The organism is Arthrobacter sp. 135MFCol5.1 (genome assembly GCF_000374865.1).
In the GTDB taxonomy this organism is placed as follows: Bacteria; Actinomycetota; Actinomycetes; order Actinomycetales; family Micrococcaceae; genus Arthrobacter.
On record NZ_KB895472.1, the window covers coordinates 19,729 to 33,743 of the forward strand.

Annotated in this window: 13 protein-coding genes; 8 read left to right on the forward strand and 5 right to left on the reverse strand. The window is 62.1% G+C overall.

Going from position 1 to position 14,015, the window contains the following annotated elements:
• Window positions 1-44: 44 nt before the first annotated feature.
• The 5 genes from C563_RS0119790 to C563_RS0119810 all read right to left on the reverse strand — a co-directional run bounded on the left by C563_RS0119790 (window position 45) and on the right by C563_RS0119810 (window position 6,598).
• Window positions 45-2,282 carry an alpha-galactosidase gene (locus C563_RS0119790; protein ID WP_018763815.1) on the reverse strand — a complete coding sequence of 746 codons (2,238 nt, stop codon included), beginning with the start codon at window positions 2,280-2,282 and terminating at the stop codon, window positions 45-47.
• A gap of 8 nt (window positions 2,283-2,290) precedes the next feature.
• Window positions 2,291-3,259, reverse strand: coding sequence for a family 43 glycosylhydrolase (locus tag C563_RS0119795; protein WP_018763816.1), 969 nt, complete (start codon window positions 3,257-3,259; stop codon window positions 2,291-2,293).
• Between the two features lie 54 nt (window positions 3,260-3,313).
• A complete protein-coding gene (locus C563_RS0119800; RefSeq protein WP_018763817.1) occupies window positions 3,314-4,198 on the reverse strand; it encodes a carbohydrate ABC transporter permease in 885 nt (294 codons plus the stop codon).
• Entirely contained in the window at window positions 4,198-5,166 is a 969-nt protein-coding gene (locus C563_RS0119805; protein ID WP_043424492.1) for a carbohydrate ABC transporter permease, read from the reverse strand. The genes C563_RS0119800 and C563_RS0119805 overlap by 1 nt, the downstream gene beginning before the upstream one ends.
• Before the next feature lie 76 nt (window positions 5,167-5,242).
• Window positions 5,243-6,598: an extracellular solute-binding protein gene (locus C563_RS0119810; RefSeq protein WP_018763819.1), complete on the reverse strand. Its 1,356-nt coding sequence runs from the start codon at window positions 6,596-6,598 to the stop codon at window positions 5,243-5,245.
• A 229-nt stretch (window positions 6,599-6,827) separates the two neighbouring features.
• On the opposite strand from C563_RS0119810, the gene C563_RS0119815 reads away from it, so the two are divergent.
• The 8 genes from C563_RS0119815 to C563_RS0119845 all read left to right on the forward strand — a co-directional run bounded on the left by C563_RS0119815 (window position 6,828) and on the right by C563_RS0119845 (window position 13,429).
• Window positions 6,828-7,838, forward strand: a complete 1,011-nt coding sequence (locus C563_RS0119815; RefSeq protein ID WP_043424493.1) for a LacI family DNA-binding transcriptional regulator — start codon at window positions 6,828-6,830, stop codon at window positions 7,836-7,838.
• Window positions 7,839-8,038: 200 nt separating this feature from the next.
• The gene (locus tag C563_RS0119820) at window positions 8,039-9,115 is read left to right on the forward strand and encodes an alkene reductase (RefSeq protein WP_026265160.1); all 1,077 of its coding nucleotides are present in this window, start codon (window positions 8,039-8,041) and stop codon (window positions 9,113-9,115) included.
• Window positions 9,116-9,172: 57 nt separating this feature from the next.
• On the forward strand, window positions 9,173-9,886 hold the full coding sequence (locus tag C563_RS0119825) for an SDR family oxidoreductase (protein ID WP_018763822.1): 714 nt from the start codon (window positions 9,173-9,175) through the stop codon (window positions 9,884-9,886).
• A gap of 115 nt (window positions 9,887-10,001) precedes the next feature.
• Window positions 10,002-11,000 (forward strand): NADP-dependent oxidoreductase, encoded by a 999-nt coding sequence (locus tag C563_RS0119830; RefSeq protein ID WP_018763823.1) that lies wholly within the window; start codon window positions 10,002-10,004, stop codon window positions 10,998-11,000.
• A gap of 44 nt (window positions 11,001-11,044) precedes the next feature.
• Complete coding sequence (locus C563_RS0119835) at window positions 11,045-11,911, forward strand: alpha/beta fold hydrolase (RefSeq protein ID WP_018763824.1); 867 nt, start codon at window positions 11,045-11,047, stop codon at window positions 11,909-11,911.
• Between the two features lie 96 nt (window positions 11,912-12,007).
• Window positions 12,008-12,469, forward strand: coding sequence for a hypothetical protein (locus C563_RS22690; protein WP_231369936.1), 462 nt, complete (start codon window positions 12,008-12,010; stop codon window positions 12,467-12,469).
• 41 nt (window positions 12,470-12,510) lie between these two features.
• Window positions 12,511-12,744 (forward strand): hypothetical protein, encoded by a 234-nt coding sequence (locus C563_RS22695; RefSeq protein ID WP_196803375.1) that lies wholly within the window; start codon window positions 12,511-12,513, stop codon window positions 12,742-12,744.
• A gap of 85 nt (window positions 12,745-12,829) precedes the next feature.
• Window positions 12,830-13,429, forward strand: coding sequence for a TetR/AcrR family transcriptional regulator (locus tag C563_RS0119845; protein WP_018763825.1), 600 nt, complete (start codon window positions 12,830-12,832; stop codon window positions 13,427-13,429).
• Window positions 13,430-14,015: the final 586 nt, after the last annotated feature.

The window sequence follows — 14,015 nt, forward strand, 5'->3', positions numbered from 1 at the left end:
TGAGGAGAAGGCCGCCGCCAAAGTTCCGTCTGCGCCCGGCTGGCTTAGTCGACCAAGGAAAGCCGGTACAGGACCACCTGATCGGGGTGGATTCTTGGTGAGGCGACGCCCACCTTTTCCAGTGAACTGCCTGCGAACACAGCGCCCGGAAAAGTCACGTCGTCCTGGACGGTCGCCCGCAGCGACGTCCGCGCAATGGGCACCCCGCCGGACGTTGGTTGGCCCCACCATTCCGGCGGCACCAGTCCGGATGGGGTGGGTCCTGTAAAGACCGGCGCCACCTTATACCTCGCTGTCGGGTCGAGTCCGCGGAAGCGGAGGCGCCCGGCCGGGTCCGGGTAGAGGCTGTCCAAGGCGGCTTGCGCGAACATCGCTTCCGAGCGATCCGGACTGACGACTCCATGAATAAACACTTGGGAATCGGGGCCGTCCATGCGGATCACGTCGCCGGTGAGCAGCAGTGCACGTTCGTGTTTGTAGAAGGAGATCCACCGGCGCAGGTGGTCGAGTTCCTCGTCGGTGGCGATGGTAAGGTCCCACTCAACACCGAGGTGCCCGAAGACGGCGGTGCCGGCGCGGAACGCAAGGTCGTGTTGGCGGCCGGTGGTGTGGGAACGGCCTGATGCAATGTGTGATCCCAGGTATTCGGGTGGCAACAGCTGCGTGGTCCAGCGGAGCATTGTCTGCCGGTCGTGGGGATCGATGTTGTCAGACACCCAGACCCTGTCAGTGTGCTCGAGTACGCCGAGGTCTATGCGCGCTCCTCCCGAGGAGCATGATTCAATCTCCAGGTCGGGGTGTTCCGAACGGATCTCCTCCAGCAGCGCATAGAACGCCAAGGTCTGCCGGTGAACACCCGGACGGCCACCCTCCAGCTGGTTTCCGGCCTCAATGAGGTCCCGGTTGTGGTCCCATTTGATGTAGTCCAGCTTGTATTCGGCGAGGAGCGCGAGGATCTGCTTCTTGACGTGCTCGTATGCCCCTGGGATTCCGAGGTTGAGGACCTGCTGGTTGCGTGATTCCATGGGCCAGTCGGAGCGGGCCGCCATGATCCATTCCGGGTGGTCGCGGGCAACGTCACTGTCCGGGTTGACCATCTCGGGTTCAAACCATAGTCCGAACTGCATCCCACGTGCGTGGACGCGGTCCACCAGCGGGTGGAGCCCGGCCGGCCACACGTCCGGGGAGACGACCCAGTCCCCCAACCCCGAGGTGTCGTCGCGCCTCGAACCGAACCAGCCGTCGTCGAGCACGAAGCGCTCAACGCCTGCGGCGGCTGCATGTTCCGCCAGGTCCAGGAGTTTTTCTTCTTCGTGGTCGAAGTAGACGGCTTCCCACACGTTCAGGGTCACGGGGCGATCGGCGGAGACCGGAGAAGTGCGGCTCCGCACATGGGCATGGAAACGCTTGGCGACGGCGTCAAGGCCTGTCCCGTAGGAGGCGTAAACCCAGGGGCTCTGATAGGTATCTCCAGGGCCCAGCCGGACCTCGCCTGGAAGAAGCAGTTCGCCGCCACCGAGCAGCTGGTCGCCAAAGAAGCGCTCCGCATAATGCCGGTGGTTTCCGCTCCAGGCCGTGTGCACCGCCCAGATCTCGCCGTGGCCGAATCCGAATCCGGGAGTTCCGGCGTGGAGGATGAAGGCGCTGTCAGACCCGGTCCGGCCCTTTCGGTTCTCACGCAGGTGCGTCCCTGTGCGCAGGGTTCCGCGCTGTGGAACCCGTTCAAAGTTGTGGCTGCCCGCGAAATCGAGCAGTTCCGTTGCCTCAGCGGGAACCGGGAAGGCCACGGAGACCTCGTCGACCGCATACGTTTTCTCGTGCAAATTGGTCAGTTTCGCCCGGCTGCGCATCAGCCCGCCGGGAAGCAGGTCCAATGTCAGGTCAAGGCGCAACCGTTGCGCGTCGTCGATTGCGCCGACCAGCACGCGGCCTGCTCCGGTGGGTGCGAACCCGGTCACTGGTGCGCCATCGAGGGCCACGGTGTGTACCTTGAATTTCGGTGACCAGCCCACACCGTCGAAGGACCCGCGTAGTCCTGGGCGCCCCATCCAGCCTGAGTCCTGTCCGGGCAGGAGGCCGGGCCGGGGCGGGACGTCGATGGTACTCGACCCTGTGACGGGCGTACTGGCGCCCACCAGTGTCCGGGCTTCTTCGGCAGTCAGCACCGGTAGTTGTTCGCCCCAGTGCACGATAGCGGGCAATTGGCCGTCCGTGGCGTCCAGGACAACGGACACTCCACCCGCTGTCAGGTGCAGGATCGCTCCAGGGTGGCGGGCGGGCATGGAAGTCCTCATGGGTTCGTGGGCGACGGGACGATGGCCAGGGCTCCCCGTTCGGGATCCCAGTGCACCGGCAAGGGATCGGACACGAGGCCGTCGAACGTGCCGTCGCTGTTGGCGTCATGGCAGGCCATCATGAACCATTGTCCGGACCGGTCCTGCACCAGCTTTCCGCTGTAGAGCGGCGCGGTGGTGACGACAGCGGCGGAAGCGATGTCGAAGGGACCACTGGGGTGGCGGGTTTCGAGGCTCCAGATGCCGCCGCCGTCGAACCCTGCCGCTTTCCCGGCGGAAAGTGTCTCCGCGCCGCACGAGAACAAGAGGAGATGCCTGCCGTCAAGCACCAGGGTCTGGGGAACTTCGAGGTGCCCGAAGCCGGCGCCGGGACGGCTGAGGGGTGGCCTGACTTCCCAGGAGGAGAGATCGGGTGAGACTGCGTGTCCGATGACGCCTCGGTTGTCATCGTCACCTTCATTCGTGCGGGCGGTGATCAGCATGTGCCAGCCGTCGCCGTCCGGGTCGGCGAAGACCCAGGGGTCCCGCCATGCCTCTTCCGGCCAGCTGCTGTCCCCGTATCGTTCGTACCAGCGGCCGTCAGGTTCGATGACGACGGCGGGTTGCTTGGTCCAGGTGTAAAGGTCCGGGGACGTTGCAACACCGATGGCTTCGATGTTGTGGGTGTCGTAGAAGCGAGCGCCGGTGTAGAACATCCGCCACAGCCCGTCCGGGCCCTGAACCACGCTGCCCGTCCATGTGGAGGTTGCGTCGAATGCCTTCGGATCATCTGGCTGCAGGACCACGCCTTGAGGTTCCCATGTGACAAGGTCCTTTGAGGTGGCGTGCCCGATCCGGGCATTGCGGTGCCGCAGTGCCGGATCTCCGAGGCTCTTGGGGGCGTGGAGGTAGTACATGTGAAACGTGGCGCCGTCGTCGGCGATCCAGAAGTCCCATACCCATGAGTCTTTGAGGCTGAAGGCCAAGGTAATGCATCCGTTCTGTTTGTTTTGGTGGGCCGGTTGAGTCGACGCGGAGCGTCAGCCCTTGATGGCGGAGCTGCTGATACTGGCGACGAACCATCGCTGGAAGATCAGGAAGACCGCCAGGACCGGGACGATAAACATCGTGCCGAAGGCAAGCACCTGGCCCCATTCGGGAGGCTGCTGGTTTTGGAAGATGCTTATCGCCAGCGGCAGTGGCCGGACGGTCGGGTCTGAGACCATCAGGACTGGCCACAGGTACGACCCCCACTGGGCGAGGAAGGTCAGGATGGCCACTGTGGCGAATGCCGGCTTGGTGATGGGGATGATGACATGGAAGAACGTCCTGAAAGGCCCGGCTCCGTCCAGCCTCGCGGCCTCTTCGATTTCGCCTGGGACATCCAGGAAAAACGTGTAGAAGAGGAAAATCGAGAACGCGTTGGCTATGAACGGGATCGCCTGGATGATGACAGTGTCCCGCTGTCCCGAAAACATGTAGTACAAGGGAAGAGCGACGGCTTCGAACGGGATGATGGTCAGGATGATCACCAGCAAGAACAGTACGTTCTTGCCGCGCCATTTCATCCTCGCGAACGAGTAGGCCGCCATGGAATTCACGATCAGGCTGCCGGCAACCACGGCCGTGGTTACGACGATGGAAACAAGCGCGAACTGCCCGAAGTGGCCGGTGGCATCTGAACTGAGGTGGTCGAAAACGCCGGCGTAGTTGGCGAAGGAGAGGTTGGTTGGCAGGAAGCCGCTCAGGCCGCTCAGAACCTCCGAGGATGGCCGGAAGCTGCCAACAATCAGGTAGTAGACGGGCAGGAAGAAGAACAGCGCGACAACCGTCAGGATCAGGTAATGGAGTGCTGTTTGCCAGCGACGGGTGCGTTTCAGGCTGCTGGATCGCCGGGTCGGCTCCATAGTCTTGGACATCGTCATCAGACCCCTCCCCGCTGGCGCACGGCGGCGCGTTGGATGATAGCGATCACGGTGATGATCAGCATGAAGATGACAGTCATGGCAGCGGCTTGGCCCACGTTGTTGTTATCGAATCCTGTGTTGATGATTTGCGTCATGACGGTCTCGGTGGAACCACGGTCAACGCTGCCGGAACGGCTCAGCAGGTAGACCTGGTCGAACAGCCTGAACGAAAAGATGGTGGTGATGAGTGCAACGAAGATCAGGGTGTTGCGTATGCCGGGAACAGTGACGTTCAAGAACTGCTGCCACTTGCTTGCCCTGTCCAGCGATGCGGCTTCGTAGAGTTCGGCAGGAACGCTCTGCAGGGCCGCCAGGACAATGATCATTTGGAAACTTACGCTCTGCCAGATCGACATGACAATGATGGAAGCGAGCGCTGTGGAGGGGCTCCCGAGCCAGTCGTGGCTGGACAACGCGCCGCCACTGATCAGCCCCAGGACGGCGTTCAGGAGACCCTCGTCGCCGCGGGAGTAGATGAGCCGCCAGATCACGGCGGTAAGTGCCAGCGGAAAGACCAACGGCATGAAGATGAAAGTCCTGAAGACCACCATGCCACGCAGCTTGCGGTTGACCAGGACCGCCAGGGCCAAGGCCAGGACCGTCTGCACCGGAACAACAATGACGGCGAAGGTGAAGTTGTTCAGCAGTGCATGGCCGAAGGCTGCGGACAGGTCAGGATCGGTAAACAGGCGTGTGTACTGTTCAAATCCTACGAACCGTGCGGGCCGCGGACTGTTGAGCTGCACCCGGTAGAAGGACAGGACGATCGCGAGCACAAACGGCGCCACAAGGAAGATGGCAAGGCCGATCAGGGCCGGGCTGGCGAACAGTGGACCCGCGAACCGGTGGCCGGTAAGACTGCCGGATGACTTTCGCTTGGCCGGCGCCACTGCGGGGGCCGGGATATTTCGGGTTTGAGTGGTCATGATGGAGGCTTTCGCTGGGAGCGAGTCCGCCGCGTCCGGCCACCCTGAAGTGGGGCGGCCGGACTGCTGCAGAGGTCTATTTCTTATATCCGTCGTTGTCGGCGAAGTTCTGGTCGATGGCACGGGCGGCGGCGCTCAAGGCTTCCTTGGCGTCCTTGCCCGCGTAGATGGCGGCTTCTGCTTTACCGACCTGGTCCGTCACGATGGGGTAGCCGGCGGTCACCGGCCGTGTGACGCTGACACACGTTTCGGTGATCTGGTCTTCGGGACCGCAGGCCTTGCTCAGCTGGTCGCCCAGCAACTGCAGCTGCTTGCCGGGACCGTAGAGGCTCGAAGCTGCCAAAGCCGTTTTGGTCGCCGGGGGAGCTCCGTTGGCGTCGGTGTAGATGCGGACGCTTTCGTCGGACATCAGGAAGTCCAGGAACTTCCCGGACGCGGCGCCGTTCTTGGTGGAGGCGCCCATGCCCCACGCGAAAGTACCCGACGCAGTCTTGGTTCCCTTCCCGAAATTAGGCAAAGGAATTGACACCAGATCGCTGCCCAGGGCTTTGTAGGTGGGATACGTCCAGTGACCAACCCAACTCAGCGCAACCCGGCCGTTCGGGAACGCCTGGCCGTCAGCATTCGGATCCGTGTATTTTTTCCACGATGCGAACTTCGTCAGTGACTTGACGTTGGCATCGGAATCCAACGCACCGGCTGCCTTGTTGTCCTTGAGCATCGTGCCACCGCCTGACCAGATGACCGGCCCGGCAGAACAGCACGTTCCCCACTCCCCGGCGAAGCCATACTGTTCAGACAGGTCCAGCGGCTTTCCCCCTGGGACGACGGCGGCGAGCTTATCCAGGACCCCGGTGAACTCCTCAGCTGTCCAAGCCTTCTCCGGCGTGGTCGGGTACGCGACGCCCGCAGCATCAAGGAGTTTCTTATTGCCCCACAGGGCGAGGCCTGCATTCATCATGCCGACGCCATAGACGGCGCCGTCCACAGTGTTCTGCGCCTTGATGGAATCCGTCTGATTGGACAGTGACTCTTGGGAGACGGAGCCCGTCAAGGGTGCCATCTTGCCGTTGTATACGAAACTGGCCAATGTGGGCCCGTCGAAGTCGAGTACATCGGGCAGGTCGCCCGGGGCCGCCGAGTTGACCGCCTTGGTGTACTGGTCCGAAGGAAACAGCTTGAGATTTACCTTGATCTTGTTCTGCGACGTTTCGAAGTTGGCGATGATCTTCTTCAACGCGTCATTCTCGGCCGCCTGGCCATCTACGGCCCAGACGTTAATCGTGCCCTCACCGGACCCCGCCTGGACGGATGCGCCGGCGTTGCCGGCATCCGGTCCACCGCAGCCGGCCAATGTCAGTGCCGCCACGGAAACTGCAGCCGTGGCTGCAATGATCCGTACCCCGCGACGGGACTTTGAAATGGTCATCATCATTGATTCCTCTGGGAAATGTGGAACATATGGAAGCGTTTCGATGCCTGGATATCGTCAGGCGGGGCGTGAGAAGGGTCACTTCCCTCTGCTGAAAATGAAGTCTACGCGGGTAGACTGCAGTCCGCAAGAGACAAGTTTTTTTCCCTCAAAATAGATGGATTTTGTTCTTTGTTACTGAGTCCACCCGGGTAGACTCAATCCAACAATGAGGTGAAAGGTGTTCCTGATGGCAAGCATGCAAATAGGTTCCGGAAAGGTCACACGGACTGACGTTGCCCGATATGCGGGCGTCAGCACCGCCGTCGTCAGTTATGTGATCAATGGCGGACCCAAGCCGGTTGCGGCTGCCACAGCGGAACGCGTCCGGGAAGCCATCAGGGCACTCCAGTACCAGCCCAACGCAACCGCCCGCGCCCTGACCATGGGCTCCGCCCGCCTGCTGGGGATTATTGTCCCGGACAGCACCAACCCGTACTTCGCCGAACTGACGGATACCATCGCACAGGCGGCGGCAGCCCGCGGCTACGCCCTCCTCACGGCAAACTCCCGGACCGACGCCGAGACCGAGCGACAGAATACGGTCAATCTCGTATCCCGCCAGGTTGACGCGATCATCCTCGCAACCGTCCTGCCACCGAGCGAGGTCGCGGCAATGCAGGTCCAGGGTATTCGCCGCGTGCTTATCGACCAGTCCAGCATCGTCCATGGCATACCAATCATCAGCACCGACTTTGAGCAGGGAGCCACCATCGGCGTTAAGCACCTGATCGGTCACGGGCATCAAGACATCGGCATATTGGTGGGCAGGGATATTGACCCTGCGCGCCCGGACCCGCGGCAGAATGGCTGGAAAAAGGCCCTCGCCGACGCAGGCCTGCCGGAGGGGCCGGCCGAACTCACCGACTTCACCCGCCAGGGCGGATATGAAGCAACCCGCCGCCTGCTGGCGCTGCCGAAACCGCCCACAGCGATCTTCGCAAGCTCCGACCTTCTTGCTGTGGGCGCACTGCGGGCCATTCACGAAGCCAACCTGTCCATACCGGACGATATTGCCGTTGTTTCGTTCGATGGGACATCTGAATCGGAATTCAGCTGGCCGCAGCTGACCACCGTGCGCCAGCCCATCGACCGGATTGCCGAGCGGGTCCTTGCGGCCGCCTTGTCCCCGGAGGAACCCGCCGGCGGGATCGAGCTACTCACCACCGAACTCATTGTTCGCAGATCGTGCGGCTGCTGACCCTGGAACCCAAGAAGCTTTCCCGCAGTTTCCTTCGTTTCCTGCCCTTCTGAATTTCATGGGAATATATCCTGAGCACACTCAGTTATGAGTGTAGTCACCAAGTTAAGGACGCATTAGCTGGCTTTAGCGTCCACGGCGGCCTTACATCGGCCGGGCGGGGTGACGCTTCGATACATCGAAACGCGAAGGACTAACCCGTGACCCTTTCCGCATTGTGGCAACCACTGAGCCTTGGCCGCCTAAACCTCTCCCATCGGCTGGCCCTGGCACCCATGACCAGAAGCCGCTCCAACCCGGATGGCACGCCAGGCGACCTGGCGGCCGAGTACTACGCGCAGCGCGCCTCACTGGGCCTGATCATCACTGAAGGCACACAGCCATCGGCAGACGGACAGGGCTACGCCAACACGCCGGGAATCTACACACCTGAGCATGTGGAGGGCTGGCGAAGCGTCACCAAAGCAGTCCATGCCCGCGGCGGGGCGGTGTTCATCCAACTCATGCATGCGGGCCGCATGTCCCACCCGGACAACACTCCTCACCACCGTCAGCCCGTGGCGCCCTCAGCGATCTCCGCAGGCCAGGACATTCTCACGCCGACTGGACCCCAGAAAACGCCGACACCCAGGGCGTTGAGCGTGGAAGAAATCCATGCCACCCTGGCTGACTTCCGCAACGCGGCAGCATCGGCCATCGCCGCCGGCGCCGACGGAGTTGAAATCCATGGAGCGAACGGTTATCTCCTCCACCAGTTCCTCTCCCCCAACACAAACCACCGCACCGACGCGTACGGCGGATCAATAGAAAACCGGTCGAGGTTCGTGATCGAACTCGTTAAGGCCCTGGCCGATGAAATCGGCGCCGACAGAGTGGGTATCCGCCTCTCCCCCGCCATGCCACTGGGCGGAATCAACGAGGGCGACACCGAGATGGTGCGCGCCCAGTACCGGCACCTGGTAGCCGAGCTCGCGACCCTGAACCTGGCATACCTGCACCTTCACCATGTAGGCGATGACGAACTGCTCCGCTCCCTCAGGAACATATGGCCGACGGCGGTGCTCGTCGTCCGCTACGGACGCAACCGCGAGCAGATAGCCGACGACGTTGCGGCCGGCCTTGCGGACGTGGCCCCATTGGGTCGTTTCGCACTGGCCAATCCCGACATCGTTGAGCGCCTGCGCTCAAACGTTCCGTTGAATCCGATCGATCCCAGCACCCTTTACGGCGGCGGTGCAGCCGGGTACACCGACTATCCGGCCCTTGCCGACGCTTAACCCCACACCATTCACGCCAACCGGCACGGATGAACATCAACACAAGAAAGTCACGAAATGAACTCGCTTAATGGAGCAGTCGTCCTCGTCACCGGCGCGAACGGCGGCATCGGAACCCACTTTGTCCACGGCGTCCTCGCCCGGGGCGCCAGCAAGGTTTACGCCACCGCCCGCACCCCCCGCACCTGGGAGGACGAACGCATCGTCCCGCTGACCCTCGACATCACCGACCCGGCCTCAATACGGGCGGCCGTCGAGGCTGCGGGTGATGTCACAGTACTGATCAACAACGCTGGAGCGTCCGTGACAACCCCCGGCATCCTTAGCCACACCGACGCCGAGATCCGGACCAATGTGGAGACAAACTTCCTCGGCCCGCTCTTCCTCGCCCGCGCGTTCGCGCCGATCCTGGCAGCGAAGGGGAATTCCGCGATCATCGATATCCACTCCGCCATGAGCTGGTACGCCGTCGGCGGCATCTACAGCGCCACAAAGGCCGCCCTCTGGTCTGCCACCAACTCGTTGCGCCTGGAACTCGCACCGGAAGGGGTGCACGTGGTCGGAGTCCACGTGGGCTACGTCGATACTGCGATGGCCGCGCACTCCACCGACCCCAAGATGGATCCGGCCGATTTGGTCAGCGCGGTGTTGGATGCTGTCGAAGCCGGTGAGTACGAGGTCCTCGCCGACGAGACGTCCGTGCAACTCAAGGCCGGCCTCAGCGCCCCCATCGAAGCGCTTTATCCCCAACTTGCGTCCGGGAAGTCTTAGTAGTTGATGCGCCGTGGTGATGGGCACCATCGCCACGGCGCATCTTTGAATGCTTGACTTTTAACTGAGCGTACTCATAATTGATTGTAGTCACCTAAAAAAGGAGCGTTGCGGCATGCGGGCATTCGTCATCACCAAATACAAGGAAGCCCTCCACGAAGCCGAAGTCGCCGAGCCTGTCGTCGGCGAACGGGACGTGCTGGTCCAGGTGCAGGCCGCCGGTCTGAACCAACTCGACGAGAAGATCCGCCTTGGGGAGTTCAAGCAGATCCTTCCCTACAAACTCCAGCTGATCCTTGGCAACGACGTCGCGGGGACCGTGCTGCGAGTCGGGTCAAAGGTCACGGGATTCAAGCCCGGCGACGAGGTCTACGCCCGTCCACACCAGGATCGCATCGGGACGTTCGCCGAACGCATTGCCGTCGCGGAGGAAGACCTTGCACTCAAGCCCGTGTCCGCCAGCATGGCGGAGGCAGGCTCGCTCCCCCTGGTAGCCCTCACGGCATGGCAGGCGCTTGTGGAGCGTGGCCATGTCAAGCCAGGACAGAAAGTCCTCATTCACGCCGGCGCAGGCGGAGTCGGTTCCATCGCCATCCAGCTCGCCAAACATCTCGGCGCGACCGTTGCAACCACAGCCAGCAGCTCCAACGCCGGGTTCGTGCGGGACCTCGGTGCTGACATCGTTATCGACTATCGCACCGAGGATTTTGAGCAGCTTCTGAGCGGATACGACCTGGTGCTCGACAGCCTCGGAGGGCAGAATCTGCAGAAATCACTGCGCATCCTCAAGCCCGGCGGAAAAGCGATCGGAATTGCAGGACCGCCCGATCCGGCCTTCGCCCACGCAGCCGGCCTCAACCCTTTGCTGCGCCTGGCAATCACCGGTCTTAGTAGCAAAATTCGGAGGCAAGCCAGAAAGCTCGGCGTCAGCTATGAATTCCTTTTCATGCGCGCCAACGGAAACCAGCTGCGGCAGATCAGCAAACTGGTGGACTCTGGAGTATTACGCCCCGTCGTCGGGAAAGTGTCCCCCTTCGACCAGGCGCCGGAGGCATTGGAATCCCTCGCGGCGGGAGGCTTCCGGGGCAAAGCAGTGCTCACCCTCACCACGTGACCCAGAGCCAGCCACTCACACCAAGATCCAGGAGAAACACCGCCATGGAAGACACCAGCGCCCCGAACGAGCCCGTTGTCACCTCATACGCCCAGGCACCCGCCAGGACCATCACCGCAGGAGGTGTTAGTTACGCCTACCGCGAGCTCGGGCCAAAAGGCGGCATTCCCGTCGTGTTTTTCGTTCATCTGGCAGGCACCCTTGACAACTGGGACCCCCGGATCATCGATCCCATCGCCAGGAACCGCCACGTCATCACCTTCGACCTGCCCGGCGTCGGCGCTTCCAGCGGACACGTCCCTGGCAGCATCGAAGAAATGGCCGACGACGCTTACACCTTCATCCAGACCCTCGGGTTCAACACGATTGATGTCTTCTCCTTTTCGCTGGGCGGCATGGTCGCCCAGGACCTGGTCACCAAACATCCCGATCTTGTCCGCAAGCTCGTGCTGACCGGAACCGGTCCGCGCGGCGGTAAGGACATCGACAAGGTCGTGGGCACCACCTACTGGGACATACTGCGGGCGGCACTGACCCGGTCCGACCCCAAGGAATTCCTCTTCTTCAACCGCAACACCGCCGGCAAGACCGCCGCAAAGGCGTTTGTCCGACGGCTTCAGGAAAGAACTAATCTTCGTGACAAACCAATCAGCCCCCGCGCCTTCCAGACACAGCTGAACGCAATCCGAAAGTACGGCCGGTCGGCCCCGTCCGACCTGTCCACCCTCACCCAACCCACCCTCATCGCCAACGGCGACAACGACCGCATGGTGCCCTCCAAGCTCTCCGACGAACTGCACCAACGCATCAAGGGATCCGAACTGATCATCTACCCCGACTCGGGCCACGGCGGTATCTTCCAGTACCACGACAAGTTCACACCCGCCGTCGTCGAATTCCTCTCCCCCTGACGACAACACCCGCGAGAGTAGGCCGTAATGGGCACCTGACCGGCACCAGCCCAACCCCGGGTGACGAAGCACTTCACTTCCTCGGTTCTTCTGTGGGTGCGAAGCGATCAGCCCCGCCAGTCCGGCATGGACTACTGGAAAGGCCCGCACTCCGGCATTATCGCCGCCACACCGGGGCTGGAGGAGTACCGGCAGATCCACCTCACCGAACACAACCTCGGCCTCTGGCCCGCAACCACGGGCGTGGAAACCGCCATCCCGGCGGACCGGAAGATCGACGGCATCGCCGAAGTCACGTTCAAATCCCCACTTGCGCCGCTCTTGGGGCGCAAACAAACCGCTTTGGCATACAAAGACGAAGTGAACGTATTCCGCCGTACCCTTCTCTACGCCGGGCCGCCCAACACTTCACGCTGGTACAGCGTCGCATCCCCAGCAGAGACCGTCGGTGCCCGCGCAATCGTCTACTTGCGCCGCCGCCCGGGTGGCCGCCCAGGCGAATTCCGGCGGACCGTACGAAACAGACTTGTGCCCGCCATGGTGGCACCCGGACGCTGAAGGAACTGCGAACCCAGTCCTTCATGCCTTGGATCGCGAAAATGTGGGACACCCCCCACGTCGCCCACGACAACCCGGCAGGCCAGCGCTTCCACGCATCAATCATCCTGGGATTCGCCGACCCGGCAGCGCGCACCGCATTCTTCGGCAGCACCACCGTCCACAGCCTCTCACGTCAACTGGCGCCAGTGGCCTCCGCCATCCACGCCTACGAAGTTGAAGCAGCACTGACGTATGTAAAGGGAGGCAAGATCCTCCCCCGATTCGAACAGTAAGGACGGCTGCCGGGCAGCCCGGGCCTCCACAGTTTCGACGATATACTCAATACTGAGTCCAGTCAGTTACGCTCGAGGAGCCATCATGCCCGTCACATCCCCGCCGCTCGGCAGGCGCGAGCGGAACAAACAGGAAAAGCTGGGTCGCATCACAGCCGCAGCCGCAGAGCTGTTTGCTGAGCACGGCGTCGAGGACGTCACCACCCAGCAGATCGCCGACAAAGCCGACATTGGTACCGGAACCCTCTTCCTTTATGCCAAATCCAAAGGCGAACTCCTCCTCCTCGTTCAAAACGCCCACTATGCCGAGGCCCTGCAACGGGGACGGGCTGACGCTGCAGTTATCCAGAATGTCCTGGACGCGGTGATGGCCATCGTGCGGCCGATCGTGGAGTGCAACCGGACCCAGATCGACAACGGACGCTTCTACCTCCGGGAAATGGTCTTCGGCGACCCCACCGAGCCACGCCACTCTGAAGCCCTCAGCATCGTCGCCCAAACCGAGGAAGCCATCGCCGCCATACTGGGCCGCAACACACCGGCTGCTGCCGATGCTGCGACGAAGGCGCGTATCGTCTCGGCCATCATGTTTGTCACCATGGCAGCAAGTGTGAATGCCGGATTGGACGGGGATACGATCGTGCAGGAAATCAGAACACAAATCAGTCTGCTGATTCCCCGCTGAGGCGGTCCGAAAACCACTAGGCACGGGGCTGTGTGAACACAGAATAGGAACCTTCGATGTCTCCGGCAGCCGGTGAGTTGATCACCCCCCGTTGACGTACAGCCAACTTGACGCCACGAAGTCTCTAGAGGTCCTCATACGAAGTTTTACTTTGCCTGCAACTAGCTTTGGCTTGCGACAACTCGCAGCCCAGATTGGTGGGGTGGAACAAGCACAAGGCGTACCGGAGCCCGGGTCGGCTCCGCACTTACTGCACGACCCGCGCCAGCCTCGCTGTTGCCCCTCGGAGCTCGCTGGTTGCTCCTGCCCTACTCAATCTGGGCGGACAGGCCCCGCAACCACCACCGGTCCAGAAGAGCCTCTTGCGACTTTTTCGAAATCAGCAAAGGCATGTTGGTCCCGGGACTGCCCCACAAACCTGCACAGGCCCCTCGGCGGCCAGGCCACAGCCGGGCGAACCAACCCCTCAATGCGACGAGACCAAGTTTTGTCAACACGTTAAAGCAAAAGACCCCCTGACGAGGGGATCTGCTGTGCCCGAGGTGGGACTCGAACTACATTCCCGCCCGCGCAAACTCTGGGAAGT

What these genes read in the sequence shown, in the direction of transcription:
- C563_RS0119790 (WP_018763815.1), bottom strand. Translation starts at nt 2,282, where the DNA reads ATGCCCGCCCGCCACCCTGGAGCGATCCTGCACCTGACAGCGGGTGGA.
- C563_RS0119800 (WP_018763817.1), bottom strand. Translation starts at nt 4,198, where the DNA reads ATGACGATGTCCAAGACTATGGAGCCGACCCGGCGATCCAGCAGCCTG.
- C563_RS0119805 (WP_043424492.1), bottom strand. Translation starts at nt 5,166, where the DNA reads ATGACCACTCAAACCCGAAATATCCCGGCCCCCGCAGTGGCGCCGGCC.
- C563_RS0119810 (WP_018763819.1), bottom strand. Translation starts at nt 6,598, where the DNA reads ATGATGACCATTTCAAAGTCCCGTCGCGGGGTACGGATCATTGCAGCC.
- C563_RS0119815 (WP_043424493.1), top strand. Translation starts at nt 6,828, where the DNA reads ATGGCAAGCATGCAAATAGGTTCCGGAAAGGTCACACGGACTGACGTT.
- C563_RS0119825 (WP_018763822.1), top strand. Translation starts at nt 9,173, where the DNA reads ATGAACTCGCTTAATGGAGCAGTCGTCCTCGTCACCGGCGCGAACGGC.
- C563_RS0119830 (WP_018763823.1), top strand. Translation starts at nt 10,002, where the DNA reads ATGCGGGCATTCGTCATCACCAAATACAAGGAAGCCCTCCACGAAGCC.
- C563_RS0119835 (WP_018763824.1), top strand. Translation starts at nt 11,045, where the DNA reads ATGGAAGACACCAGCGCCCCGAACGAGCCCGTTGTCACCTCATACGCC.
- C563_RS22695 (WP_196803375.1), top strand. Translation starts at nt 12,511, where the DNA reads ATGTGGGACACCCCCCACGTCGCCCACGACAACCCGGCAGGCCAGCGC.
- C563_RS0119845 (WP_018763825.1), top strand. Translation starts at nt 12,830, where the DNA reads ATGCCCGTCACATCCCCGCCGCTCGGCAGGCGCGAGCGGAACAAACAG.